A 22,854-nucleotide genomic window follows, 5' to 3' on the forward strand; every position below is an offset into this window, starting at 1 on the left:
TGCCCTCAGTAACCGTGCCGCTTGAGCAGCGCGTCGCTGTCCTCTTTGGCCGGTCGCTCGTAATAGCGCAGCAGCTCGGCCGGGCGGTTGGTGAAGAAGCCGTCGACGCCGGCCGCGCTGATGGCCTTGAAGTCTGCGGCAGCGTCCACCGTGTAGGGGTGGATGATCAGGCCGCGGTCGTGGGTCAGGCGGTTCATCCACGGCTTGACCAGGTCCATGTAGCTTTGCTCGCCACCCTCGGCCAGGCGGGACGAGGGGCCGGTGCCCAAGGCGCCGTTGTCCCGGGCCCAGTCGACCCAGGCCTGGAAGTCGGCTTCGGATTTGACCTCCTGGGCAGCGTAGTAGCTGGCCCGGTCCTTGAACCCCGAGTCCTTGAACGCCACCTCGGACTTGCCCGGGATCGACCCCGGGCCGATCCACAGCAGCAAGACCTTGGGCACCTGGGGCATGGCCTTGTGCAGCAGTTGCAGGCTGTTCTTGTCGAAGGTCTGCAGCACCACCCGGCCCGGTCGTTGCGCGACATTGACGTGTCCGGCAGAGGCTGCCGGACGTTCGCCGAGCCAGCCGCGTTTGGCCAGAGCCTTTTGCAGGTCGGCCTCGATGCCCGGAAACTGACCGGGCGCCTTGGTCTCGATGTACAGCCCGGGCTTGTTGGCACCGCCCTCGGCAATGTCGATGACCTCATCGAGGGTCAGAATCTTCAACCCTTTGAAGGCGGCACGCGCGCGGTCCGGGTGAGCCTTGTTGAACCAGCTGCCGGCATCAAGCTGTTTGAGTTCGGCCAGGGTGAAGCGGTTGACGGGCTCATCGGCACGCGCCGGAAACACTTCGGCGACATTGGTGGTACGGCGCAGGTTATCGTCATGCAGCGCGATCAGGACGCCATCCTGGCTGCGCTGCAAGTCCAGCTCCAGGTAATCGGCGCCCAGCTCGCGGGCCAGGACATAGGCCGGCACGGTTTCTTCAGGCGCATCGTACGAGGCCCCCCGGTGCGCGATGACCGCCGGCCACGGGATGCCGGCCTTTTCGCTCAAGGCCTTGCCGGCAGGCTCGCTGGCCAGGGCGGTGCCCGTGCTCAGCACCAGGCCGATCAAGGCCTGGGCAAGCCACTGTCTGGTCGTGGAGAAACGGGGCAATACAACATCCTGCATGTTCAGATTCCTTGCGATGATGAAAAAGGCGCCACGCGCCGTCTGTCGCCTGCCGCCGCCTGACAGCGGTGTCCGGCATGCAGTAATGGCCGCAAGCCTTCAATGCAGGCACTATTGAGCGCGCAAGCAGGCAGTCTAGCTGGCAGTTCAGTCTGTGTGGTCAATGAGTCCAGCGTATGAATGTCCCCAATTTCCCAGGCAGGTCTCATGGAAAACACCACTCACCGGGCCCTCGAAGGTTTCGTCGATATGCTCATGGACGCGATCTGCGTGGTGGACACAGAGGGACACTATGTCTATGTCAACGCCGCGTGTGAGCGGATCTTCGGTTATACCCCACAGGAATTGATCGGCACCCAGATGATCCGTCTGGTCCACCCGGACGACCGGGCGCGCACGCAGGCAGCGGCGCAGGAAATCATGCAGGGACAGCCCAAGCTGCATTTCGAGAACCGTTACCTGCACAAGAACGGTCAGGTGGTGCACATCATGTGGTCGGCCCGCTGGTCGGAGGTGGATCACCTGCGCATTGCCGTAGCTCGCGATATCACTGAGTTCAAGCGCGCCGAGCACCTGCGCCTGAGCCTGTTGCAGATTTCCGAGGCGGCCAATGGCTGTGATGAGCTGCCGGACCTGTACCGACGTATCCATGAAGTACTTGATGAGCTGCTGCCGGCGCGCAACCTGTCGATTGTCCTTTGCGGTCAGCCGCCGGATCACGTGACGTTTGCCTACCACGTCGACGACGAGGCCGACCCGGCCACTGTCCAGGCCCTGGCCCTTGAGGTGATGCGCAGCGGCCAGTCCTTGGTGTTTGCTCCCGACCACGCCACTGCCTGGCCGCAGGCCCTGCGTGAGCGTCTCGACCCGCACGCGCCACCCTGGCTTGCGGTGCCATTGCAGTCCACAAGCGGCATCATCGGTGCCTTGATGATCAAGGGCACTTCCGAGAGCCCGGCCTACACCGCCCAGGATCAATCGGTGCTGCAGTTCGTGTGCAGTCAGGTGGCGGCGGCCATCGAGCGCAAGCAGTTGCACGAACGCTTGCAGTCGATGGCCCGTTACGACCAGCTCACCGGGCTGGCCAATCGCATGCTGCTGCAGGAGCGCCTGCAAGAAGCGATCGAGTCTGCCCAGCGCCACGGCGATCAACTGGCGGTGCTGTACCTGGACCTGGACAAGTTCAAGCAGGTCAACGACACCCTTGGCCACGCGGCTGGCGACGCCTTGCTGCAAGAGGTGGCGCGACGGCTCAAGGCCTGTGTGCGCAACAGCGACACTGTGGCGCGTATCGGCGGCGACGAGTTTGTGGTGTTGCTCGAGCGGATGCAGGCCGACACTGACGCGGCGCGTGTCACGCAATTGATCCACAGTGCCTTGCAGGTACCGATGCAACTGGAAGGGTGGCCCTGGAGCATTGGCGCCAGCATCGGCATTGCCCGTTATCCGCAGGATGCCACTGACCTGGCGCAACTGTTCCGCCATGCCGACCAGGCCATGTATCGCGCCAAGCGTCAGGGCTGATCGGTCAGAGGAGGGCTGCACAAAGCTTCGACTCGGGTTACTGTCGGCACCTTTGAACAGGCTGTGGACGCATTCCCATGACAACGACGGTGCTGGTGCTGGTCGAAAACCTCAACGCATACCTGCCGATTCTGGAAGACAGCGGCTTTCGTTTGCTGCGCGCGCCCACCGCCGCGCTGCGCGCCGAGGCCATTGCCCGGCACGCCGATGAGATCACAGCGGTGGTCACCCGCGGACCGCTGGGTTTCTTTGCCGAAGAAATGGATGCCTTGCCCGGCCTGCGCATCATCTGCGTCAGTGGCGCAGGCTATGAAAAAGTCGATGTGCCGGCGGCCGAAGCGCGCGGTATCCAGGTTACCAACGGCGCCGGCGTCAACGCCCCGACCGTGGCGGACCATGCGCTGGCATTGCTGCTGGCGCTGGTGCGCGACATCCCGCAGGCCGATGCCTCGGTGCGCCGCAGCGAGTGGCGCAAGGCAATGTGCCCGTCGCTGGCCGGTAAACGCCTGGGCATCGTCGGCCTGGGCGCGGTGGGCCTGGCGATTGCCCGCCGTGCCGCCGCGTTCGATATCCACATTGGCTACCACAACCGCCGTGCGCGCCAGGACACCAAGTACAGCTGGTACGCCTCGGTGCTCGAACTGGCCCAGGCGTCGGATTTCCTGCTGCTGGCCACGCCAGGCGGTGCCGACACCCGGCACCTGGTCGACACCTCGGTGCTCGAAGCCCTGGGTGCGCAGGGGTATCTGGTGAACATCGCCCGCGCCAGCGTGGTCGACACCGCCGCCTTGCTCGATGCCCTGCAAGCGCGGCGCATCGCCGGCGCGGCGCTGGACGTGTTCGACGACGAGCCGAATGTGCCTGACGCCCTCAAGCGGCTCGACAACGTGGTCCTGACCCCGCATGTCGCCGGCTTGTCGCCCGAGGCCTCGCATGACTCGGTGCGCCTGGTGGCCGACAACCTGCTGGCCTTCTTTGCCGGCCAGCCTGTGCTGACGCCGGTTTCGTCTTGATAAGACTTGTATTGGTGCGTCATGACCTGATCAGCCCGGACCTGTTCATCACGGTGGCCCAGGAACGCAACCTGACCCGTGCCGGGTATATCTGCATGCACGTCATCACCTGGATTTTTCCCTCACACCACAGGAGCACCCGATGAACACTGTCACCCCTGCCGTACTGGCTGACCTGGCCCCCGAGGGTGTGCTGCGTGCAGCCATCAATCTGGGTAACCCGGTGCTGGCCCAACAGACCGCCGAGGGCACGCTGCAGGGGGTTTCGGTGGCCTTGGCCAAGGCGCTGGCCCTTGAGCTGGGCGTGAGCCTGCACATGCAGACCTTTGATGCCGCCGGCAAGGTGTTCGCCGCGCTGGAGCAGGGCGCCTGGAACCTGGCGTTTCTGGCCATCGAACCGGTACGGGCGGCGCAGATCGATTTCAGCGAACCCTATGTGCTTATCGAAGGCACCTACCTGGTGAATGCCCAAGCACCGTACCAGCGCGTCGAAGAGCTGGACCAGCCGGGGTTGCGCCTGGCCGTGGGGCAGGGCGCCGCCTATGACCTGTACCTGAGCCGCACCTTGCAACAGGCCAGCCTGGAGCGGGCCGAGACCTCGGCCGGGGCGGTGGAGCTGTTTATCGAGCAGGGCCTGGATGCGGTCGCCGGTGTACGTCAGCCACTGGAACAGACAGCGGCCAGCGACCCGCGCTACCGGGTGCTGGACGGCGCCTTTACCGCAATCCGCCAGGCCATGGCGGTGCCGCGCGGGCGCGAGGCCGGCGCGGCGTATGTGCGTGACTTCATCGAGCGCCAACTGGCCGGCGGCTTTGTGCGCGGCGCGCTGCTCGCCAGTGGCCAGACCGACGTCAGCGCGACCGTGGGGTGGCAGTCAAACGCCTGATATTCCTCGGTCGCAAGACCCCTTATGGCATGACCGGGGGGATGTAGGTCAGGGTCGTGCCCAGCGCCCAGAGCAGGAACAGCACGATGGGCGCATGCACCAGCAACTGCACGAACGAGAAGCCGATCAGGTCACGCGCCTTCAGGCCCAGTACGCCCAGCAGCGGCAGCATGTAGAAGGGGTTGATCAGGTTTGGCAAGGCCTCGGCGGCGTTGTAGATCTGCACCGCCCAGCCCAGGTGGTACTGCAGCTCGTTGGCCACTTGCATCACATAGGGCGCCTCGATGATCCACTTGCCGCCACCAGAGGGAATGAAGAAGCCCAGCACCGCCGAGTAGACGCCCATCAGCAATGCATAGGTGTCGTGGGTCGCGATGCTGGTGAAGAACAGCGAAATGTGGTGCGCCAGGGTTTGCGCGTCACTGCCCTTGACCGTGGTCATCAAGGCGGCGATCGAGCCATACAGCGGGAACTGGATCAGCACCCCGGTGGTGGTCGGCACGGCGCGGGCCACCGCATCCAGGAAGCTGCGCGGGCGCCAGTGCAGCAGGGCGCCCAGCATGATGAACAAAAAGTTGTAGGTGTTGAGCCCAGAAATCGCGGTGATCACCGGCTTGCTGCTGAATTCGTTGATCAGCCAGCCCACGCCCAGCGCGACCATCGCCAGGATCAGGATCGGGCTGTATTCCAGCCATTCACCCGGACGCGTGCGCGGGGCCAGCGGCGGCAGGTTGAAGGCCGGGTCCACGCCGCAGTCCTTGGCTTCACGGGCGCTGTTGGGGCCGGGAGCGGTGGCGTAGGCGACGATGATCGAGATCACCACCAGCGCCAGCAGGATCACTCCGGACTGCCAGAGGAAAATGGTCTCGGTAAACGGTATCACACCGGTGATCGACAGGATCGACGGTGGCAGGCTGGCCGGGTTGGCCTGCAACTGCGCCGCCGACGATGAAATACCCAGCGCCCAGACCGCGCCCAGGCCCAGGTAGGCGGCAGCGCCCGCAGCGCGATAGTCCATTTTCAGGTCTGTACGGCGTGCCAGGGCGCGCACCAGCAGGCCGCCGAACACCAGCGAAAGGCCCCAGTTCAGTAACGAGGCGACCATCGAGATCAGGGCGACCCAGGCCACGGCACTGCGTCCGTTTTTCGGGATACGCGCCAGGCGATCAATCAACCGCACCGCCGGCGGCGAGCTGGCGACCACATAGCCGCTGATGACCACGAAGGCCATTTGCAGGGTGAAGGGGATCAGGCTCCAGAAGCCATCGCCAAAGGCCTTGGCAGCCGCGGCCGGCTTGGCGCCCATGGCCAGGGTTGCGAGAGTCACGATCAAGACGGCCAGGGCGGCGAACACCCAGGCATCGGGGAACCAGCGTTCAGCCCAGGCCGAGCAGCGCAAGGCAAAGCGGGCGGAGCGGCTTTCCTGGATGGGAGCAGACATGAGAAACCTCGTTATTATTTTTAGGGCACCTCTAAAAACGACCTGCGTTTTTAGAGGCACCTTTTAGCCATACGAAAAAGACCCCTGACGAGGCAGGGGTCCGGAAAAACCAGAATTCAGAACTGCATTTCGATCACATTGTCCGGCACGATCAGCTTGCCGGCGGTCTTGGCGACAATTTCTTCAATGCTGACCCCCGGTGCCCGCTCGCGCAGGATGAAGGCGCCGTCCTCGATCTCCAGCCAGGCCAGGTCGGTGAGCACCCGGCGGATGCAACCGGCGCCGGTCAATGGCAGGCTGCACTGCGCCAGCAGCTTGGATTCGCCGTCCTTGGAGGCGTGGGTCATGGTGACGATGATGTTGTCGGCGCCGGCCACCAGGTCCATCGCGCCGCCCATGCCCTTGATCAGTTTGCCGGGGATCATCCACGAGGCGATGTTGCCGCTGACGTCCACTTCGAAGGCGCCCAGCACCGTCAGGTCGACATGGCCGCCACGGATCATGGCGAAGGAGTCGGCGGAGTTGAAGATCGAGGCGCCGGTGCGGGCGGTAACGGTCTGTTTACCGGCGTTGATCATGTCGGCGTCGAGGGTCTGCTCGGTGGGAAACTCACCCATGCCCAGCAGGCCGTTTTCCGATTGCAGCATCACGTCGATGCCGTCGGGGACATAGTTGGCCACCAGGGTCGGAATGCCGATGCCCAGGTTGACGTAGTAGCCGTCCTTCAGTTCACGGGCGACCCGTTGAGCCATTTGTTCGCGCGAAAGTGCCATGGTCGAATGCTCCTGCTCAGGCCTTGAGGGTACGTTTTTCGATGCGTTTCTCGAAGGTGCCCAGGATCAGCCGATCGACGTAGATGCCGGGGGTGTGAATCTGTGCAGGATCGAGTTCACCGGGTTCGACGATCTCCTCGACCTCGACCACGGTGATGCGTCCGGCGGTGGCCACCAGCGGGTTGAAGTTCTGCGCGGTGTGGCGATAGATCACGTTGCCGAAGTGATCGGCCTTCCAGCCTTTGACCAGGGCAAAGTCGCCGGTGATGGCCTCTTCCAGAATGTAGTTGCGGCCCTTGAACTGACGACTTTCCTTGCCTTCGGCGACCGGGGTGCCGTAGCCGGTGGCGGTGTAGAACGCCGGGATGCCGGCGCCGCCGGCACGCAGTTTCTCGGCCAGGGTGCCTTGCGGGGTGAGGTCCACTTCCAGTTCGCCGTTGAGCAACTGCTGTTCGAACAGCGCGTTTTCGCCCACGTAGGAAGAGATCATTTTGCGGATCTGCCGGTCTTCGAGCAGGATGCCCAGGCCAAAGCCGTCGACGCCGCAGTTGTTGGACACCACGGTCAGGTCGCGGATGCCCATGCGCCTGATCTGCGCAATGAGGTTTTCCGGGATGCCGCACAGGCCAAAGCCGCCGCACAGCACGGTCATGCCATCGGTAAGCCCGGCCAGGGCTTGTTCATAGGTTGCTACTCGTTTGTCGAGTCCGGCCATGATGATCCGCCTTGTTGTCGTTGTAATTGTCTGGGAGTGTGGCGCGATTGCATGCTGGCCATCTTCTGCTTTGAACAATGATTTGTTAATTTTGTTTTTCTGATGATTTGATAAGAAAAGCAAAACAATGAACGTCAAACAACTGCGTGCCTTCGTGGCTGTGGCCGAATGCCTGAGTTTCGCCCAGGCCGGCGAGCGCCTGCACCTGTCCCAGCCGGCCCTGAGCCTGACCATCAAGAACCTCGAGGAGTCGTTGGGGGGCCAGTTATTGACCCGCACCACCCGCAGCGTGAGCCTGACGCCGGAGGGCGAGACCCTGCTGCCGCTGGGCCGGCAGTTGCTGGCTGATTGGGACAACACTGAAGAACTGCTGCGCCAGCGCTTCACCCTGCAAATGGGGCGGGTGTCGCTGGCGGCCATGCCGTCGTTTGCCGGCAACCGCCTGCCGGAAGCGCTCAAGGTGTTCAGGCAGCGCTATCCACGGGTCAACGTCGCGGTGCATGACGTCATCAACGAGCAGGTGCTGGAGATGGTGCGCGAACGCCGCGTTGAAATGGGCATCGGCTTTGAGCCCGAGCCCGGGCATCTGCTGCATTTCACGCCGTTCTGGCTGGACCGCTTCGTGGCGGTGGTGGCGGCGGACTCGCCGCTGGCGGGGCATGAGGAAATCGACTGGAGCGAACTGCTGCGCGAGGATTTCATCGCCTTGCAGCGGCCTTCGGCAGTGCGCCTGCTGCTGGAGCAGTCCATTGCGCCACTGCATGGCCGGCTGGCGGTGGCCTTCGAAAGCCATCAACTGGCAACGGTGGGACGCATGGTTGCCCATGGCCTTGGCGTCAGTGCGGTGCCGGCCTTGTGCATCGGTCAGATGCAGGAGCTGGGCGCGCGCTGCATCCCGCTGGTAGGCCCGCGTATAGAGCGGCGTATCGGCCTGATGACCCTGGGTGAGCAGCCCCTGTCAGTGGCTGCCCAGGCGCTGCGCGACGTGCTGATCGAGCAGGTATCGATGAACAGATAGTGACTATCAAAGGCGGTGATTTTTGGCCGGGACGGCACGGGATTAAGCTTTGCTCATTCCCGAATCGAAACGACCACGGAGGTCGCCATGAACCGTATTACTGCCCTTGCCCTGTTGCTCACCGTCGCCGTCGTCAGCGGTTGCTCGACCCATCATGCGGTCGAACAACGCCCTTTCAGCGCCGAGGAGTCCCGTCAACTGGCGCTGGAAGACCTCAACCGTCGCGGCCTGTCGTTCGATGAGTACCATGCCCGCAAGGCGCAGTTGCTGGCCGAGCCGCAGATTCAGCAGGTGCGTGAATTCGACCGCAGCGCCGAGGTCAGCGTCGACGCCGGTGTGATCGGCCAGGATCGCCAAGGCTGACAGTTTCTGTAGCACGCTTATGCGCCTGAAACTGTACTGGCTCAACTTTCGTGTAACTGTCTGTGTGTTTGTCCAGCCTGGCTGGTTAGTGTGAACGCCTTGTTTACCGCTGCCCTGGACCGTCGTCATGCCTCTCTCGTTCGATCTGCTGCTGGCCTTTGCCCTGTTTGCGCTGGTGACCTCCATCACGCCGGGCCCCAATAACATGATGCTGCTGGCCTCGGGCGTGAACTTCGGCTTTCGTCGCACGCTGCCGCACATGCTGGGTATCAGCACCGGGTTCATGGTGTTGGTGCTGGCGGTCGGTTTTGGCCTGGGCAGCCTGTTTCAGACCTGGCCGTTGCTCTATACGCTGCTGCGTTATATCGGCGGCGCCTACCTGCTGTACCTGGCCTGGAAGATCGCCACCTCAGGGCCGGCCAACGAAAATGACCAGCCTCAGGGCAAACCCATGAGTTTCATGGCGGCCGCGCTGTTCCAGTGGGTCAACCCCAAGGCCTGGGTCATGGCAATCGGTGCGATCAGCACCTACACACCGATGCAGGGCTATTTCACCAATGTGCTGGTGATTGCCGCCGTGTTCGCCTTGATCAACCTGCCAGGCGTCAGCATCTGGGCCGGCTTCGGCAGCCTGCTGCGCAACGTGTTGCGCGACCCACGCGGGCTGCGGATCTTCAACGGCGTGATGGCGTTGCTGCTGGTGCTGTCGCTGTACCCGCTGGTGATGGGGTGAACGGCGGGTGACGGGCTGGAGGGCGGCTGTAGGAGCGCGCTCTGCCCGCGACCGAGTGCGAAGCGCTCGCAAAATTGATGCAACGCCACACATTTACGATCTGAAAATCTGCGAAATGCCACTATTTTACGACTGCTAACGCAGCCGGTCGCGGGCAAGCGCGCTCCTACAACGCCAGTTGCAAATGGGTGCCGGCGGCTTTCTGGCGGGTGTGCAGGCGGTGCTGCAGGCTGCGCAGGAAATGCTCCAGCCCCTCATGCAAACGCTCGGTCAGAACCTGATCGAGCACGCCGCCTTCAGGCCCGTCGCCGTAGCTGATCTGGCTGTCGATGGCGAAGATGCCGTGCAGCACTTCCTGGGACTTGAGCGCCGACAGCACCGGCTTTAGCGCATAGTCCACCGCCAGCATGTGCGCCATGCTGCCGCCGGTGGCCAGCGGCAGCACCACCTTGCCATACAGTGCCCGTTCGGGCAGCAAATCCAGCAGCGTCTTGAGCGCCCCGGAGAACGAGGCCTTGTACACCGGCGTGCCGATCAGCAAGCCATCGGCCTGCCTCACCGCTTCGATATACGCCTGCACCTGTGGGCTGTCGAAGCGGGCGAACAACAGGTCCTCGGCATTGAAGTCACGAATGCGCAGCGTTGTCACATCGACACCGTGCTGCGCCAGCCAGGTACCGGCATGGGCCAGCACCACGCCGGAACGGGAAGTGAGAGAGGGACTGCCAGAGAGTGAAACGACCAACATCGGAGAGATTCCTTGCAATAGGCGTCTGACGGTAAAGCAGCTTGCGTGCCAGTCCGCAGGGTGGCCTGCAGGCCACGCAGTGCAAGGGGGCGAGGCGGGTGGGAGCTTGCGGGTGATGCTCCAGCAACAGGCCGGTGTCGAATGGCTGTTGCTGGAGCAACAGGGGGGTAAAGGGGACAAACGTGCAAGAGCGGCTGTGGCGAGGGTCAATTGCGGAACGAGGCACCGGTCTGCACCACGCTGGCCGAGCCCAGCAACTGGCTGATGAAGCGGCTCCAGCGGGTGATATTGGCTGGCCCCACGAACACCACATCCTGCGCCTTGAGTTCGAACTGTCCGGCCAGCAGGTAGGCGGTGGGTTTTTTGGCCTTGAGGTTGTAGACCGTCGACACGGTATTGGCCTGGGCATCAGCCCCGCGAATCACATACACCGCATCACCATCGGCGCTGTCAGGGCTCAGGCCGCCGGCGTTGCCCAGCGCTTCGAGCAGGGTCACGCGCGTGGTCCCGAACGACAGCACTTGCGGAGTGCGCACTTCACCGAGCACGTAGATGCGGTTTTTCGAGTTGCTGTTGAGATGCAGGTAGTCGCCGTCCTTGAGGTAGATGCGGCTCAGTTGCGAACCGCGGCGGTTGAGCGAGTCGATGTCGATCAGGTAGTCGCGGCCATCGCGGCGCAGGGTCAGGCCGGCGAGGTTGGCATCGGTGAGGTCGACGCCGGCGGTACTGACCGCCTGCACCAGGCTCAAGGGGATATTGGTGATCGGTTGCGGACCCGGGGTCTTGAACGAGCCCGACAGCAATACCCGCTGGCTGTTGTAGCGCAAGACTTTGACGTCGACCTTGACCTCGGTGTACTGCGGCGCCAGGCCCATGCGCAGTTGTTCGCGAATCTGCCGCACGGTCTTGCCCGCCGCCTGGATGCGCCCGATGTACGGAAAGTACAAGGTGCCGTCGCCCTGCACTTCACGGGTGTTGGCATCGAGTTGGTCCTGGGAGCCTGGCGCGGTGAGCTCTGGGTGTTCGAACACCGTGACCAGCAGCGTGTCGCCCGGTCCGACCTGGTATTCAGGCGTCTTGTAGTTGAGCAGCTCGGGCGGTAGCGGCTGGCTGTTGGCCAGGGCCACATCCTGCGCCTGTTGCAGGCTTTGCGGGGTAATGTCGACCAGCCGGGCCTGGGGACCGTCAGGGTCATGGGCTTCGATGTCGTCCGGGGTCATGTGCTGGCCGGGGGCAAAGGCACAGCCTTGCAGGAGCAGGGCAAAGATCATTGCAGCGGCGAGAGGTCGCTTCATAGGGCGGTTTCCTTCCTGAGAATTCGCGGGGGGCCATGGGAGGTGTCGACGTGCAGCGTCAAAAGGCGTTCTTGTTGAGAAAGCCCTTGAACAGGGTCAGCAGGATGATTTTCAGGTCCAGCCAGACCGACCAGTGCTCGATGTAGTGCAGGTCGAATTCGACCCGCTTGCGCATTTTGTCCAGCGTGTCGGTTTCACCGCGCCAGCCGTTGACCTGGGCCCAGCCGGTGATGCCGGGCTTGACCTTGTGGCGCAGCATGTAGCCGTTGACCTGCTTGCGGTATTGCTCGTTGTGCGCCACGGCGTGCGGGCGCGGGCCGACGATGGACATGTCGCCGCGCAGCACATTGAAGAACTGCGGCAGCTCGTCCAGCGAGGTGCGGCGCAGGAAGCTGCCCAGCGGCGTGATGCGCGCATCGTTGCGGGTGGCCTGGCGCACCACGTCGCCGTTTTCCTGTACGGTCATGCTGCGAAATTTCCAGACCATGATCGGCCGGCCATCCAGGCCGTAGCGACGCTGGCGAAACAGCACCGGGCCCTTGGAGGTGAGCTTGATCGCCACGGCGATGATCAGCAGGGGCACGGCGATCACGGCCAGGATCAGGCAGGCCAGGACGATGTCTTCCAGGCGCTTGACCACACCCCAGGCACCGTCCATGGGCGAGTCGAAGATGCTGATGGTCGGCAGGCCGTTGATGCTTTCGCTGCGGGCGTGCAGCAGTTCGAAGGTGAACACGTCAGGAATCAGATAGACCGAGGCAGTGGTGTCGCTCAGGCCGGTGATCAGCTCGCGCAACTGCGGCTCGGCCTGGGTGATGTACACCTTGTCGATACGGCCACAGCGGGCATCCTCGATCAGTTGTTCAAGGTTGCCCAGCACCGGGACACGTAGCCCCCGGCTGCGCAGGTCGGTCTGTTGCGGGCAGGAGTCGTAGAAGCCCAGCAGCTTGAGGCCCATCCATGGCGCATCGTTGATCGAATGGGCCAGGCTCACACCGACCTGGCCGGTGCCGAAGATCGCCACCCGCCGGGTATTGAAGCCGCGTCGGCGCAAGGCGTGCAGCCCCTGGCGGATCAGAATCCGGTAGCCGCACAGCACCGCCAGCACCAGGGCGAACCAGGTCATCTGTTGGGGCGCCGGCAGGTCGCGCTGGCCCAGCAGCAGGTAGTTGCTCGACAGCAGGATCACGAAGGCCAGCGCCCACCAGGTGAACACCTTGGTCAACTCAGTGGCAATGCGCTCGCCGCGCCAGGAGCCATACAACTGATGAAACTCGCTGAGCCAATGGAACGCCAGCACCGCCAGCAGAATCTGCAACCAGGCTTCGGTGTGGTCGAACAGCGGCATTTGCTGGTGTTGCCAGTAGCCGATCGACACGATGACCAGCAAATCCAGCAGGCGATGGGCAACTGACAGGATCGATTGATGGGCATGCAAGATGCCGCGTACAGGGTTGTCCATGACCGTCTTGCCTCATGCCGACTCGATGGGGGCGGCACGTACCGGCAGCTCGTTTGGTATGGGCACGGGCAGGCGTACGTCCTGGACCGCCAGGCGGGTGCTGGCCAGGCGGCTGTCGACGAAGGCTTCGAACTGCTGCTCGAAACGGCTGACCGAGAAACGCTCGGCATTGAGCCGGCAGGCCGTGGGTGTGATACGCGCCTGCGCGGCTTCGAATTCACGGACTGCCGCGCAGAGCGACTCAATGTCCTGGTGCTGGAAAAACACCCCGGTGGGCGTCGGGTGGTCCAGGCCCAGAATGGTTTCCAGCGCGCCGCCCTTGCCATAGGCAATCACCGGCGTACCGCAGGCCTGGGCCTCCAGCGGGCTGATGCCGAAGTCTTCTTCGGCGGCGAACACAAAGGCCTTGGCGGCACGCATGTGTTGCAGCATGACCGCCGCCGGCTGGTAGCCGAGCAGGCTGACGTTGGGCGCTGCGATGGCTTTGGCACGGGCCATGTCCGGTCCGTCGCCAATCACCACCAGGCGTTTGTCGGGCATGGCCGCAAAGGCTTCGACGATCATCGGCAGGCGTTTGTAAGGCACCATGCGCGAGGCGGTGAAGTAGTAGTCCTGACGCGGGCCCTGGGCGGTGAAACTGGAGGTGTCCACCGGCGGGTAGATCACCGTGGATTCACGCCGGTAGGCCTTGCCGATCCGCGCGCCGATAAAACCTGAAACCGCAATGAACTCGTCCACGCCGGCCGCCGTGCGCTGATCCCACAGGCGCATATAGTGCAGCACCATGCGCGCCAGCCGACCCTTGAAGCCCTTGTCCAGGCCCGACTCGCGCAGGTACTGGTGCTGCAGGTCCCAAGCGTAGCGAATGGGCGAATAGACATAGCTGATATGCAACTGGTCGGGGCCGGTCAGCACGCCCTTGGCCACCGCATGGCTGCTGCTGATCACCAGGTCGTAGCCGGACAGGTCCAGTTGTTCGATGGCCAGCGGCATCAGCGGCAGGTAGCGCTGGTAATGCTTGCGTGCGCCGGGCAGGCGCTGGATGAAGGTGGTGGTGGCCATCTTGCCGCCCAGTTGCACACGGTCCTTGTCGCTGAGAAAGTCGATCACGGCAAACAGGTCGGCCTGGGGCCAGATGCGCAGCAGCGAGGCCAGGGCGCGTTCGGCGCCAGCGTAAGTCACCAGCCAGTCATGGACGATTGCGATTTTCATGGGTCTTCCTTGATGTATGGAATCTCGCTACATCAGGCGCATACAGCAGGCGTCTAAGCGTGTAGGAACGGCTTCAGCCGTGAAGGGCATCACCAAAAGAGGTTGTGTTGTCGGCTGACACGGCTTGCCAAACCACGGCTCTACTTGTTGGAGCCATTGGCGGTCTTGCCTGGCCGGGCGTGGGCGGCTTGCAGGTTGTCGATGTGTTGCGACAGGCGCTGCGCCGAACGTTGCCAACTGAAGCGCGCCGCATTGGCCAGCCCCTGGCGGCGCAGCGACTGGCGCAAGGCCGGGTCGTGGAGAATGCGCTGCATGGCGGCGGCCATTTGCCCGACATCCAGCGGGTCGAAATACAGCGCACTGTCCCTGAGTACCTCCGGGATCGAGGCGGCCTTGGCAGCCAGCACCGGGCAGCCGCAGGCCTGGGCTTCGAGCGGTGGAATGCCGAAACCTTCATACAGTGAAGGAAACACGAATGCGGTCGCGCCCTGGTATTGGTCCAGCAGTTCCTGGTCATCGAGACGGCCCAGAAAACGGATGCGTGGATCGCGGCTGGCCAGGCGCTGCAGGTCAGGCTCGGCGAACAGACCATTGGTGGAGCCGACAATGTGCAATTGCAGGTCCGGCTGGCCGCGCAAGCTCAGGAACGCCTGGATCATACGGGCAAAGTTCTTGTGGGCGCTGGGTGAAGACACGGCTAGCAGGTAAGGGCGTTCGACCTGTGCAGCGGGGTTGGGCACAAAGTGTTCGGTCACCGCATTGGGCAGGGTCAGGATGCGCTGTGGGTCGATCTTGTAGAAGCGCGATATTTCACCTTTGGAAAACTCGCTGGGTGTCAGCAGTGTCCTGATCCGCGACAGCAGGATCGGGGTCATGAGCCGGTAGGCAACGCGGAACTTCCACGAGTAGGTGTGGGGAAACCGCACATACGTGATGTCATGGTGCGTGGCGATCTGGTTGGCATAGAACACCGGGCTGGTGCTGCACAGCGACACCAGCAGCGGATTGCCTTGCTGGCGCAGGTAGCGGGGCAGGTCGAGCTGCTCCCACAGGTGGCCCCGATGGCGGCCGATGCAACGTGCTTGCAGTACGCCTGCGATGTGATGCGAGTGGATGTCATGCGGGGCGACGAACACCACGTCGTCGCGCAAGCGCTTGAGGGCCAGGCTGATTTGCTCGGCATAACGCTGCACGCCGGTGACAGGCTGGGTAAGGAACCGGGCATTGATAACGATCATCGTGTGCTTCCTGCAAGGATGAGCTGTAAGAAGAAGGCGACGGCATGACGCATAAAGCTCTCAGAGCGAAGGATTGACCGGGATCAGCCGCCGCTCGCGCAGGGCCTGGGCAAATATGCGTTCATAGCTGTCGAGCATCAGGTCCAGGTCGAGCAAGGCGGCGACGCTGCTGCGTGCCTGGGCGCCGAGGCGTGCCAGCAGGGCCGGGTCCTGATGCAGCCGCAGCATCGCCAGGCCCAGGGATTCCGGATCGTCGGGGTTGCACAGCAAGCCGTTGAACGGGTCCTGGATGATCTCGACCAGGCCGCCCATGCGGCTGGCAATCACCGGTTTGGCGTGGGCACAGGCCTCGACGGCGACCATGCCGAACGGCTCGCTCCACATCGAAGGCACCACCGCTACATCGATGCCGGCATAGAACTGCTCGGGCTTCTGGTAGCCGACGAAGCGGATGCGTTCGCTGACGGCCATGGCCTTGAAGCGTTGCTCGTCAGCCAGTTGCCCGCGTCCGGCGATGTCCAGCGTGGCCTTGAACGGCAGGCGCAAGAACTGTTCGATCAGCCAGCCCACGCCCTTGGGTTCGGACAGCGTGCCCATGTAGCCAAAGCGCAGCGGTGCGTCGGCCACACGCGGGGCTTGCGAAGTCGTTGGCGGTGGGGCAAAAGGGCTGGCGTTGTACACCACATGGCTGTGGGCATGCTGAAAATACCCTCGGCCCTGCAAGCGTTCGAGCATGAAGCGGCTGACCCCGACCACGCTGTCGACCTGCGCCGAGCGCTCGGCATGACCCTTGCGCAACTGCACGCACAGCCCACACTGGCGCTGGCAGTCATGACCCTTGCGAAACATGGTGCTGCCAGGGCACAGCAGGTAGAGGTCATGCAGCACCTGCACGATGGGCCGCTCATGCTGACGAATCTCGTCCCAGGCCGAGACCGACCAGCCGGTGAGGTTATGGCAGACCACCAGGTCCGGTTGTTCCAGGGCAATGACCTGACTCAGGTAACGGCGCATGCTGCGGTTGTAGCGGTCGCGCAGGTGCCAGCCCAGGCGCTTCAGCCGGCCGGGACGCTGAGGGGTGAAGTGCCAATAGAAGTTACGCAGGCCGGCGCGATAGACCCTGACCTGATTGACGCTGTCCTGATGCAACCCGGCCTTGGCGCCAGTGGCCAGTACCACGACCTGATGACCACGTGCCTGCAGGCCCTCGACGGTGCGTTGCAGGATGATTTCGGCACCGCCGCCGATGTCCGGGGCATACAGGCTATTGAGGAAGAGCAGTTTCATAGTGGATAAGACCGGTTCAGGCCCAACAGGCCGGACTCACCGTCGGCGATGGCCTTTTCCAGCAATTTCAAGCGTGCGCCCGCGTCGCAGCGGCGCGCAAAGACCCGCAGCAGGCAGAAGAACAGCCAACGGTTGAAACGATAGACCTGCGGCGAGGCAGCCCACACGTGCTTGTCGAACCACGCCTGGTTGCGTGCGCCGTAGTAGGCGCGCAGGTCGGAGCCGCCGAGCAGGTAGTTTTCATAGATATTGCTGGTACGCGCCTTGATGTTCCACGAGTGCTCCAGGTCATCGAGCAAGGCCTCGGGCACCAGGAAAATCCGCCCGCCACCGGCGGTGATGCGCCAGGTGTATTCGGTGTCGTCGGCGTAAAGCTTCAAGGCATCCAGCGGCAGGCCGATGCGTCGATACAGGCTGTGGTGGGCCAGCAGGCCGCCGTAGGTGGCAAAAGGCAGTTGCACCAGTGACGGCAACTGATGCTCGGGTCGGGGCCGGCCCCACGGCAGGCGGCGCCATAGCTTGTAAGGCAACTGGGTAATGTGAAAGCCGAAAAAGCTTGAGCGCGGCTGGATGGCAAAGCGCTGCGGCACACCCATGGCAATGTCGGCCTGGTGGGTCGGTCGAAAGCCCACCACGGCCACCCGGTCGGCACCGTAGGTCGGCTGCAGACGCTGCAGCCGGTCGTGCAGGGCCTCGATGGCGTTGATGGTCGGGGCGTTGTCATCGTCCATCAGCCACAGGTAGTGCCCACCGGCGTCCAGTGCCGCCTGGATACCGACGGCATAGCCGTTGGCAGAACCTGTGTTGGTGGGCAGGTCAATGACCTGGACCCGGTCGGGCCAGGTCTCGACCAGCATGTGCAGCGGTGCGCTGGAGGCGTTGCTGACGACGATGACGCGCTCGATCTGCGGGCTTTCCAGCGATCGGCTGATCAGCGTGTGCAAATAGGTGTAGCGGTCACCGTAGGTCAGGGTCACCAGGGTGGTCAGGTTGGGCATGGTGCAAGTTCCGCTCATGAGGCCGAGTTCAAGACAATAAGAGGCGCCGCTCAAGCCCTGGCCGGCATGCGGGTCAGGCTGCTCAAGGGCAAGACCACCTTGTGCTGGCGTTGCAACAGGTTGAGCAGGATCACCGCGCGTTCAGCGCCGTCCAGGGCAAGAAAGATCGCTTCGACGTCGCTGAAGCTGCCGCTTTTGATGCGCACCGCCTCGCCGTGGGCGAATACGTCGTGTGGTGCCGGTCGGGCCAGGCGCTGGCGGATCTGTTCGATCAGCTCGTTGTGCACCGGCACCGGCTGGGCGCCGAAGGTGACAATGCGGGCCACGCCACGAGTGGAGCGGATCGGGTACCAGTTGTCATGCACCTGGTCCATGCGAATGAACAGGTAGCCTGGAAACAGCGCTTCCTGGCGCGCGGTGCCGGTGGTCAGTGGCTGGTAGCACTCGAATTGCTGACGCTGCAGGTGCTCCAGGGCGCGCAATTCCTGGCGCGGTTTGGTCTGGATCAGGTACCAGCGCGCTGGATCAGGGGTCGACATGGGCTTACTCCACGGCCAGTTGAGGAATCAGGGGTCGCACAATGGCGCCCAGGCCGGGGTCGTTGGCAGCACTGCCTTCACTGATGGTGAAGCGATCGAGCAGCGCGCGGGTCTGTTCGACGCTGTTGAACATCAACACGTCGATGATCGACAGGTTGTCGACAAAGTGCTGGCCGAACTGTGGGTAGCGAACCGGGTTCATGGTGAAAAAACGCAGCAGCAGGCCGTTGCGGGCAAACAGGTCGCGTTCGTACAGGTCGAAACCGCCGATAGGGTTGAGAAAGGTGGTCGCCGAAAAGGTGCGGGCAATGTTGATGACCCGATCCTGCTTGTTGTGGCACGAGGCCAGTTTCAAATCCGAGCCGCGCAGGATCGGCGTGGTGATGCGCAGCCAGGCGCATAGCTCGCGCAGGGCGTTTTCGGCGTACAGCGCCAGGTTGTGCTGCGGGAAGCGGATCAGCCGCTCGATCAGCGGCATGACCTCTGCGAAGTACGGCGCCTTGCGGTAACTTTGCTCGATCAGGTTGACCAGCCGTCCGGCCTCGGTGTCGAAGTCGTCGGCCAGGCGGCGCTGCATGATGGGCAGATTGAAGTGATCCTTCTTGACCGGGAAGGTCAGCAGGCGCGGCTGGCCATTGCTCAGGATCCGGTTGCGGTTGACCCAGCCGGCGCGGATGAACTGCAGGTCATCGCCGAGGATGAACACATCGGCGCGGTTGATCAGTTGGAAGTACCCCAGGTAGGGGAACAGGTACGGCTGCATCATTGCGATAGTCCTGGCCACGGTTAACTCCTTTTAGTGATGGCTGGCCAGCCCCTGTGAACACCTTGGGCATTCATGGGGTCTGGAGTGGGCGCGCCCTGTTCACTTGCGTACAGGGTGATAGCTGTATCCATAGGTGGTGCAGTCGTACTCGGCGGTGGAAGCCTTGCGGATGGTGGCGTTGAAGATTGCTCCCTTGATCAGGATGCCGTTCTGGTTGAGCCGGCGTTTGCAGGCTTCAAGTTCCTTGGTGGTGGTCAGGCCGAAGCGTGCCACCAGCAGGCAGGTGCCGGCCTGGCGACCGACCAGCGTGCCGTCGGTGACCGCCAGGATCGGCGGGGTGTCGATGATGATCAGGTCGTACAGCGGCGACAGCTCGCTGAGCATCTTGTTGAAGTTGTCGTGCATCAGCAGTTCGGAGGGGTTGGGGGCGGCAAAACCACAAGAGATAAAATCCAGGTGACGCACTTCAGTGCGGTTGATCACCTCAAGGCACTTGAGCCGCGCCGCCAGGGTGTCGGACAAGCCGTGCCGCGACTGCACGCCCAGCACCTTGTGCAGGTAGCCCTTGCGCATGTCGGCGTCGATCAGCAGCACGCGCTTGCCGGTCTGGGCAATGATCACTGCCAGGTTGGCCGACACGAACGACTTGCCGGCACCAGGCAGGGGACTGGTGATCATCAGCACATTGTTGCGCGCTTCGAGCATGGCAAAGTGCAGGCTGGTGCGCAGGCTGCGCAGCGATTCCAGGGCCAGCTCCTCGGGCGCACGGGTGCTGAGCAGGCGCGATTCGCGCGGGGCACCGTGGCCGGTGGCCGCCTTGTCCAGGCGCTCCTGCTGGCGTGAATAGGGCAGTGAGGCATAGACCGGCATGCCAAGGCTTTCGATGACCTCCGGATTCTCGATGCCGCGATAGAACGCCTGGCGCACGAAGATGATCGCCACGGCGAGCAGCGCGCCCAACAGGGTGGCAATCAGCACCACCAGTTTCTTCATCGGCTTGACCGGTTTTTCGACGTTGCTGTCGGCGTTGTCGATGATGCGCACATTGCCGATGCTGCCCGCGCGCAGGATGTCCTGCTCCTGGCTCTTGTTGAGCATCAGGGTGTAGGTCTGGCTGATGACCTGCATGTCGCGGGTCAGGCGCAGCAGTTCCTGCTGGGCCTGGGGCAGGGCGTCGATCTTGCGCATCTGGCCCTGCTTCTGGGCTTCAAGCTGGCTGATCTGGCTCATCAGGCTGCGGTAGGTCGGGTGCTCGCGGGTATAGAGACGCTCAAGCTCGACACGCTTGAGCTTGAGCTCGCTCAGTTGTTTGTCCAGCTCGACCACCTGGTCGAGCACCCCTTTGGTTTCGATCGACAGGTCCACCGAGCGCGAACTGGTCTGGAAGGTGTTCAACGCCGCTTCCGAGGCTTCGAGCTGCTTGCGCACCATGGGCAATTGCGAGCGCAAAAATTCCAGGCGCTGCGCCGCTTCGGCCGAGCTGCGTTCGACGTTCTGGCGCACATACAGGCGGCTGACTTCGTTGAGCACCGCGTTGGCCTTGAGCGGGTCGGGGTCTTGCAGCAGCAGGTAGATGATCCCCGAGTCCTTGCCGGCTTCGGTGATCTTCAGCCGCTCCTGCCAGGCCAGGGCGGTGCTTAGATTGCGCTGGCGGATCACAGTGAAGCCGGTCTGCGGGCGGGCATTGAGGGTGGCGACCTGAATCTTGATGCCCTGGCCTTCGCTGCGCCCTACGGTGCCGTTGAGCAGCAGATGGCCGTCGGGGTCGTAGAGCGCGTACTGGCCCGGTTTGCCGGCCACCAGCTTGAGTTTCTCGCCCAGCAGGGCCTCGGGTACTTCAAGCTGGAATACGTCCAGCTTTTCGCCGCCCCACGCATAGCCCTCCAGGCCGAACAAGGGTTCAGCCAACTGGCCGGCGTACTCGGGTGCAAAGGTGCGAAACAGCCACGGCCCGATGACCGGCAGGCGGTCAGGCTCGGTTTCCACGTTCAGGCGCAGGTCCTCGACCACTTTGCCCAACAGCGCGCGGGACTTGATCAGCTCGATCTCGGTGGTGGCCTGGGAGGCCGACATGGGCTTGTTGCTGACTTCCGGAATGCCCTCGATACCGACCTTGCGCGGCTCGACCTGAATCATTGCCGAGGCCTGGTACACCGGGGTGGCGAGGATGGCGTAGAGCACACCGATCAGCATGAATACACCGGTCATCCACAGGATCAGGCGTTTGTGGTCGAGCAGGGTGCGCAACAGGGTGGCCAGGTCGATCCGGGTGTCCTGGGGGGTGTCCAGAGAAGTGCGGTTCATGACAGTCATTTATCTCGGATCTCCTGACTGAAGATAAGGAAGCCAGTCGTCGACACAGCGCGACAAGTGCACGTAGGTCTGTTCGAAGGCGGTTTTTGCACGCCGGTAGGGGTCGGCAATGTCCGTCGGGTGTTGCCAATGGCCGATCAAAAAGGTGCGGCCACGTATTTCCGGTGCCAGGCGGAACAGGCCGTGCAGATGGGACGGCTCCATCGCCAGGATCAGGTCGGCGCGGCGCAGCCTGTGGCGGTCGACCTGGCGGGCCTGATGCGCAGGTGGCACCAGGCCATGGTCGCGCAGCACTTCTTGCGCCAGGCGATCCATGGGCTCGCCAATCAGGGCATGCAGGCCGGCCGAGTGCACCTGGATGCCCGGGGTGGCCAGCCGTGCCCGCAGCATGGCCTCGGCCATCGGGCTGCGACAGATATTGCCCGTGCAGATCACCAACAGCTCACTGAACATAGGCTTTACGGGTGGCCTGGCGCAGGCGCCGGCCAAGGTTGACCATGACATTGCGCGCCACGGTCAGCATGGCCTTGACCTTATGCGCCGGCGACAGGGCCGCCAGCGACAGGCATACGCTCTGGCTCAGGAAGTGCTCGTACAGGGCCTGGTTGCCCAGGCGGTTGTAATAGTTGGCCAGGCTGGAAGCGGTTTGCAGGCTCATGTGCAATTTGCGCTTGTCGCTGCGCATGGAAAAGATTCCGCCGGCATGCAGGCGGTAGGCAGCCGGCTTGATCTCGGCCATGAACTTGCCTTTGCCGTGGGCGCCCAGCAGCGACCACCAGCACAGGTCGTTGAGCGGCGCGATGCGAATCTGCAGTTCGGGCGGCATGCTGGTCAAAACGTTGCGAAAGCACGTGGTCAGGGTCGAGATCGGCCGGGCCTTTTGCAGTTCCAGCGCGCTGGCGTCGCGGCGCAGGTCCCCCTGCAACTGGATGCCATGCTGCTTGTGCTCATCAAAGGCCATTGCGTCGTGGTAGGTGATGACGTAGTCGGGGTGGCTTTCCAGAAAGTCCACTTGCAGCTGCAGCTTGCGCGGATCGGTCCAGTAGTCGTCGCCCTCGCAAAAGGCGATGTAGCGCCCGCGGGCTTCAAGAAACAGGTCCGGCACGCAAGGCTTGCCTTGCCGGTACTGGTTTTCCTCGTGATAGAAGGGCCTGATGATTTGCGGGTAGCGCTCGACGTACTGCGCGATGATGCGCGCGGTGTTGTCGGTCGAGGCGTCGTCATTGACGAGGATTTCGAAACTGAAATCGGTCTGTTGCGCCAGAAAGCTGTCCAGGGTCTGGGCGATGAAGGCTTCCTGGTTGTAGGTCGGGCAGACAATGCTCAGCAGCGGTGTCTTGGCGCAATCGGGGCGCGTGTGGCGGGCAAGGGCATCCATG

At 63.3% G+C, this 22,854-nt stretch carries 23 protein-coding genes; 7 read left to right on the forward strand and 16 right to left on the reverse strand.

All coding sequences use genetic code 11. The features are described 5' to 3' along the window. Window positions 1-5 precede the first annotated feature (5 nt). A complete protein-coding gene (locus tag ASF84_RS13180) occupies window positions 6-1,151 on the reverse strand; it encodes a glycerophosphodiester phosphodiesterase (protein WP_056838980.1) in 1,146 nt (381 codons plus the stop codon). A 207-nt stretch (window positions 1,152-1,358) separates the two neighbouring features. Between ASF84_RS13180 and ASF84_RS13185 the strand changes: the two genes are divergently transcribed. The 4 genes from ASF84_RS13185 to ASF84_RS13195 all read left to right on the forward strand — a co-directional run bounded on the left by ASF84_RS13185 (window position 1,359) and on the right by ASF84_RS13195 (window position 4,574). Beyond that, complete coding sequence (locus ASF84_RS13185; RefSeq protein WP_056838982.1) at window positions 1,359-2,675, forward strand: GGDEF domain-containing protein; 1,317 nt, start codon at window positions 1,359-1,361, stop codon at window positions 2,673-2,675. 77 nt (window positions 2,676-2,752) lie between these two features. Beyond that, window positions 2,753-3,688 carry a 2-hydroxyacid dehydrogenase gene (locus tag ASF84_RS13190; RefSeq protein WP_056838984.1) on the forward strand — a complete coding sequence of 312 codons (936 nt, stop codon included), beginning with the start codon at window positions 2,753-2,755 and terminating at the stop codon, window positions 3,686-3,688. Further along, window positions 3,685-3,834, forward strand: a complete 150-nt coding sequence (locus ASF84_RS29100; RefSeq protein WP_156684223.1) for a hypothetical protein — start codon at window positions 3,685-3,687, stop codon at window positions 3,832-3,834. Before ASF84_RS13190 ends, ASF84_RS29100 begins: the two co-directional genes overlap by 4 nt. Further along, window positions 3,831-4,574: a transporter substrate-binding domain-containing protein gene (locus tag ASF84_RS13195; RefSeq protein ID WP_056838986.1), complete on the forward strand. Its 744-nt coding sequence runs from the start codon at window positions 3,831-3,833 to the stop codon at window positions 4,572-4,574. Before ASF84_RS29100 ends, ASF84_RS13195 begins: the two co-directional genes overlap by 4 nt. Before the next feature lie 22 nt (window positions 4,575-4,596). On the opposite strand, the gene ASF84_RS13200 is transcribed toward ASF84_RS13195, so the two are convergent. The 3 genes from ASF84_RS13200 to ASF84_RS13210 all read right to left on the reverse strand — a co-directional run bounded on the left by ASF84_RS13200 (window position 4,597) and on the right by ASF84_RS13210 (window position 7,503). Then, window positions 4,597-6,015, reverse strand: coding sequence for a short-chain fatty acid transporter (locus ASF84_RS13200; RefSeq protein ID WP_056838988.1), 1,419 nt, complete (start codon window positions 6,013-6,015; stop codon window positions 4,597-4,599). 116 nt (window positions 6,016-6,131) lie between these two features. Further along, a complete protein-coding gene (locus ASF84_RS13205) occupies window positions 6,132-6,788 on the reverse strand; it encodes a CoA transferase subunit B (protein ID WP_056838990.1) in 657 nt (218 codons plus the stop codon). Window positions 6,789-6,804: 16 nt separating this feature from the next. Then, on the reverse strand, window positions 6,805-7,503 hold the full coding sequence (locus tag ASF84_RS13210; RefSeq protein WP_056838992.1) for a CoA transferase subunit A: 699 nt from the start codon (window positions 7,501-7,503) through the stop codon (window positions 6,805-6,807). A gap of 127 nt (window positions 7,504-7,630) precedes the next feature. On the opposite strand from ASF84_RS13210, the gene ASF84_RS13215 reads away from it, so the two are divergent. From ASF84_RS13215 to ASF84_RS13225, 3 genes are all read left to right on the forward strand, one after another. Further along, window positions 7,631-8,521, forward strand: a complete 891-nt coding sequence (locus tag ASF84_RS13215; RefSeq protein ID WP_056838994.1) for a LysR family transcriptional regulator — start codon at window positions 7,631-7,633, stop codon at window positions 8,519-8,521. 87 nt (window positions 8,522-8,608) lie between these two features. Beyond that, the gene (locus tag ASF84_RS13220; protein WP_056838996.1) at window positions 8,609-8,884 is read left to right on the forward strand and encodes a hypothetical protein; all 276 of its coding nucleotides are present in this window, start codon (window positions 8,609-8,611) and stop codon (window positions 8,882-8,884) included. A 127-nt stretch (window positions 8,885-9,011) separates the two neighbouring features. Then, window positions 9,012-9,617, forward strand: a complete 606-nt coding sequence (locus ASF84_RS13225; RefSeq protein ID WP_056838998.1) for a LysE family translocator — start codon at window positions 9,012-9,014, stop codon at window positions 9,615-9,617. Window positions 9,618-9,783: 166 nt separating this feature from the next. On the opposite strand, the gene ssuE is transcribed toward ASF84_RS13225, so the two are convergent. The 12 genes from ssuE to ASF84_RS13285 form a co-directional block, all read right to left on the reverse strand. Then, window positions 9,784-10,365 carry an NADPH-dependent FMN reductase gene (gene ssuE / locus ASF84_RS13230; protein WP_056839001.1) on the reverse strand — a complete coding sequence of 194 codons (582 nt, stop codon included), beginning with the start codon at window positions 10,363-10,365 and terminating at the stop codon, window positions 9,784-9,786. A gap of 206 nt (window positions 10,366-10,571) precedes the next feature. Then, a complete protein-coding gene (locus ASF84_RS13235) occupies window positions 10,572-11,660 on the reverse strand; it encodes a polysaccharide biosynthesis/export family protein (protein ID WP_056839004.1) in 1,089 nt (362 codons plus the stop codon). Between the two features lie 58 nt (window positions 11,661-11,718). After that, window positions 11,719-13,122: an undecaprenyl-phosphate glucose phosphotransferase gene (locus tag ASF84_RS13240; protein WP_056839006.1), complete on the reverse strand. Its 1,404-nt coding sequence runs from the start codon at window positions 13,120-13,122 to the stop codon at window positions 11,719-11,721. Between the two features lie 12 nt (window positions 13,123-13,134). Continuing rightward, on the reverse strand, window positions 13,135-14,334 hold the full coding sequence (locus ASF84_RS13245) for a glycosyltransferase family 4 protein (protein WP_056839008.1): 1,200 nt from the start codon (window positions 14,332-14,334) through the stop codon (window positions 13,135-13,137). 140 nt (window positions 14,335-14,474) lie between these two features. Continuing rightward, window positions 14,475-15,572 carry a glycosyltransferase family 4 protein gene (locus ASF84_RS13250; protein WP_056839010.1) on the reverse strand — a complete coding sequence of 366 codons (1,098 nt, stop codon included), beginning with the start codon at window positions 15,570-15,572 and terminating at the stop codon, window positions 14,475-14,477. A 60-nt stretch (window positions 15,573-15,632) separates the two neighbouring features. Continuing rightward, window positions 15,633-16,859 (reverse strand): glycosyltransferase family 4 protein, encoded by a 1,227-nt coding sequence (locus ASF84_RS13255; protein WP_056839011.1) that lies wholly within the window; start codon window positions 16,857-16,859, stop codon window positions 15,633-15,635. Then, window positions 16,856-17,857, reverse strand: a complete 1,002-nt coding sequence (locus tag ASF84_RS13260; RefSeq protein WP_056839014.1) for a glycosyltransferase — start codon at window positions 17,855-17,857, stop codon at window positions 16,856-16,858. Before ASF84_RS13260 ends, ASF84_RS13255 begins: the two co-directional genes overlap by 4 nt. 50 nt (window positions 17,858-17,907) lie before the next feature. Beyond that, window positions 17,908-18,396, reverse strand: coding sequence for a transcription/translation regulatory transformer protein RfaH (gene rfaH, locus ASF84_RS13265; RefSeq protein WP_056839016.1), 489 nt, complete (start codon window positions 18,394-18,396; stop codon window positions 17,908-17,910). A gap of 4 nt (window positions 18,397-18,400) precedes the next feature. Then, window positions 18,401-19,180 (reverse strand): WbqC family protein, encoded by a 780-nt coding sequence (locus ASF84_RS13270; protein ID WP_056839019.1) that lies wholly within the window; start codon window positions 19,178-19,180, stop codon window positions 18,401-18,403. An 81-nt stretch (window positions 19,181-19,261) separates the two neighbouring features. Further along, entirely contained in the window at window positions 19,262-21,475 is a 2,214-nt protein-coding gene (locus ASF84_RS13275) for a polysaccharide biosynthesis tyrosine autokinase (RefSeq protein WP_056839020.1), read from the reverse strand. After that, window positions 21,476-21,928 carry a low molecular weight protein-tyrosine-phosphatase gene (locus ASF84_RS13280; protein ID WP_056839022.1) on the reverse strand — a complete coding sequence of 151 codons (453 nt, stop codon included), beginning with the start codon at window positions 21,926-21,928 and terminating at the stop codon, window positions 21,476-21,478. Next, window positions 21,918-22,853: a glycosyltransferase family 2 protein gene (locus ASF84_RS13285; protein WP_056839024.1), complete on the reverse strand. Its 936-nt coding sequence runs from the start codon at window positions 22,851-22,853 to the stop codon at window positions 21,918-21,920. The genes ASF84_RS13280 and ASF84_RS13285 overlap by 11 nt, the downstream gene beginning before the upstream one ends. Window position 22,854: the final 1 nt, after the last annotated feature.

It is taken from the genome of Pseudomonas sp. Leaf127, from assembly GCF_001423155.1.
Taxonomy (GTDB): domain Bacteria; phylum Pseudomonadota; class Gammaproteobacteria; order Pseudomonadales; family Pseudomonadaceae; genus Aquipseudomonas; species Aquipseudomonas ovata.

What these genes read in the sequence shown, in the direction of transcription:
- ASF84_RS13180 (WP_056838980.1), bottom strand. Translation starts at nt 1,151, where the DNA reads ATGCAGGATGTTGTATTGCCCCGTTTCTCCACGACCAGACAGTGGCTT.
- ASF84_RS13185 (WP_056838982.1), top strand. Translation starts at nt 1,359, where the DNA reads ATGGAAAACACCACTCACCGGGCCCTCGAAGGTTTCGTCGATATGCTC.
- ASF84_RS13190 (WP_056838984.1), top strand. Translation starts at nt 2,753, where the DNA reads ATGACAACGACGGTGCTGGTGCTGGTCGAAAACCTCAACGCATACCTG.
- ASF84_RS13195 (WP_056838986.1), top strand. Translation starts at nt 3,831, where the DNA reads ATGAACACTGTCACCCCTGCCGTACTGGCTGACCTGGCCCCCGAGGGT.
- ASF84_RS13200 (WP_056838988.1), bottom strand. Translation starts at nt 6,015, where the DNA reads ATGTCTGCTCCCATCCAGGAAAGCCGCTCCGCCCGCTTTGCCTTGCGC.
- ASF84_RS13205 (WP_056838990.1), bottom strand. Translation starts at nt 6,788, where the DNA reads ATGGCACTTTCGCGCGAACAAATGGCTCAACGGGTCGCCCGTGAACTG.
- ASF84_RS13210 (WP_056838992.1), bottom strand. Translation starts at nt 7,503, where the DNA reads ATGGCCGGACTCGACAAACGAGTAGCAACCTATGAACAAGCCCTGGCC.
- ASF84_RS13215 (WP_056838994.1), top strand. Translation starts at nt 7,631, where the DNA reads ATGAACGTCAAACAACTGCGTGCCTTCGTGGCTGTGGCCGAATGCCTG.
- ASF84_RS13220 (WP_056838996.1), top strand. Translation starts at nt 8,609, where the DNA reads ATGAACCGTATTACTGCCCTTGCCCTGTTGCTCACCGTCGCCGTCGTC.
- ASF84_RS13225 (WP_056838998.1), top strand. Translation starts at nt 9,012, where the DNA reads ATGCCTCTCTCGTTCGATCTGCTGCTGGCCTTTGCCCTGTTTGCGCTG.
- ssuE (WP_056839001.1), bottom strand. Translation starts at nt 10,365, where the DNA reads ATGTTGGTCGTTTCACTCTCTGGCAGTCCCTCTCTCACTTCCCGTTCC.
- ASF84_RS13235 (WP_056839004.1), bottom strand. Translation starts at nt 11,660, where the DNA reads ATGAAGCGACCTCTCGCCGCTGCAATGATCTTTGCCCTGCTCCTGCAA.
- ASF84_RS13240 (WP_056839006.1), bottom strand. Translation starts at nt 13,122, where the DNA reads ATGGACAACCCTGTACGCGGCATCTTGCATGCCCATCAATCGATCCTG.
- ASF84_RS13245 (WP_056839008.1), bottom strand. Translation starts at nt 14,334, where the DNA reads ATGAAAATCGCAATCGTCCATGACTGGCTGGTGACTTACGCTGGCGCC.
- ASF84_RS13250 (WP_056839010.1), bottom strand. Translation starts at nt 15,572, where the DNA reads ATGATCGTTATCAATGCCCGGTTCCTTACCCAGCCTGTCACCGGCGTG.
- ASF84_RS13255 (WP_056839011.1), bottom strand. Translation starts at nt 16,859, where the DNA reads ATGAAACTGCTCTTCCTCAATAGCCTGTATGCCCCGGACATCGGCGGC.
- ASF84_RS13260 (WP_056839014.1), bottom strand. Translation starts at nt 17,857, where the DNA reads ATGCCCAACCTGACCACCCTGGTGACCCTGACCTACGGTGACCGCTAC.
- rfaH (WP_056839016.1), bottom strand. Translation starts at nt 18,396, where the DNA reads ATGTCGACCCCTGATCCAGCGCGCTGGTACCTGATCCAGACCAAACCG.
- ASF84_RS13275 (WP_056839020.1), bottom strand. Translation starts at nt 21,475, where the DNA reads ATGACTGTCATGAACCGCACTTCTCTGGACACCCCCCAGGACACCCGG.
- ASF84_RS13280 (WP_056839022.1), bottom strand. Translation starts at nt 21,928, where the DNA reads ATGTTCAGTGAGCTGTTGGTGATCTGCACGGGCAATATCTGTCGCAGC.
- ASF84_RS13285 (WP_056839024.1), bottom strand. Translation starts at nt 22,853, where the DNA reads ATGGATGCCCTTGCCCGCCACACGCGCCCCGATTGCGCCAAGACACCG.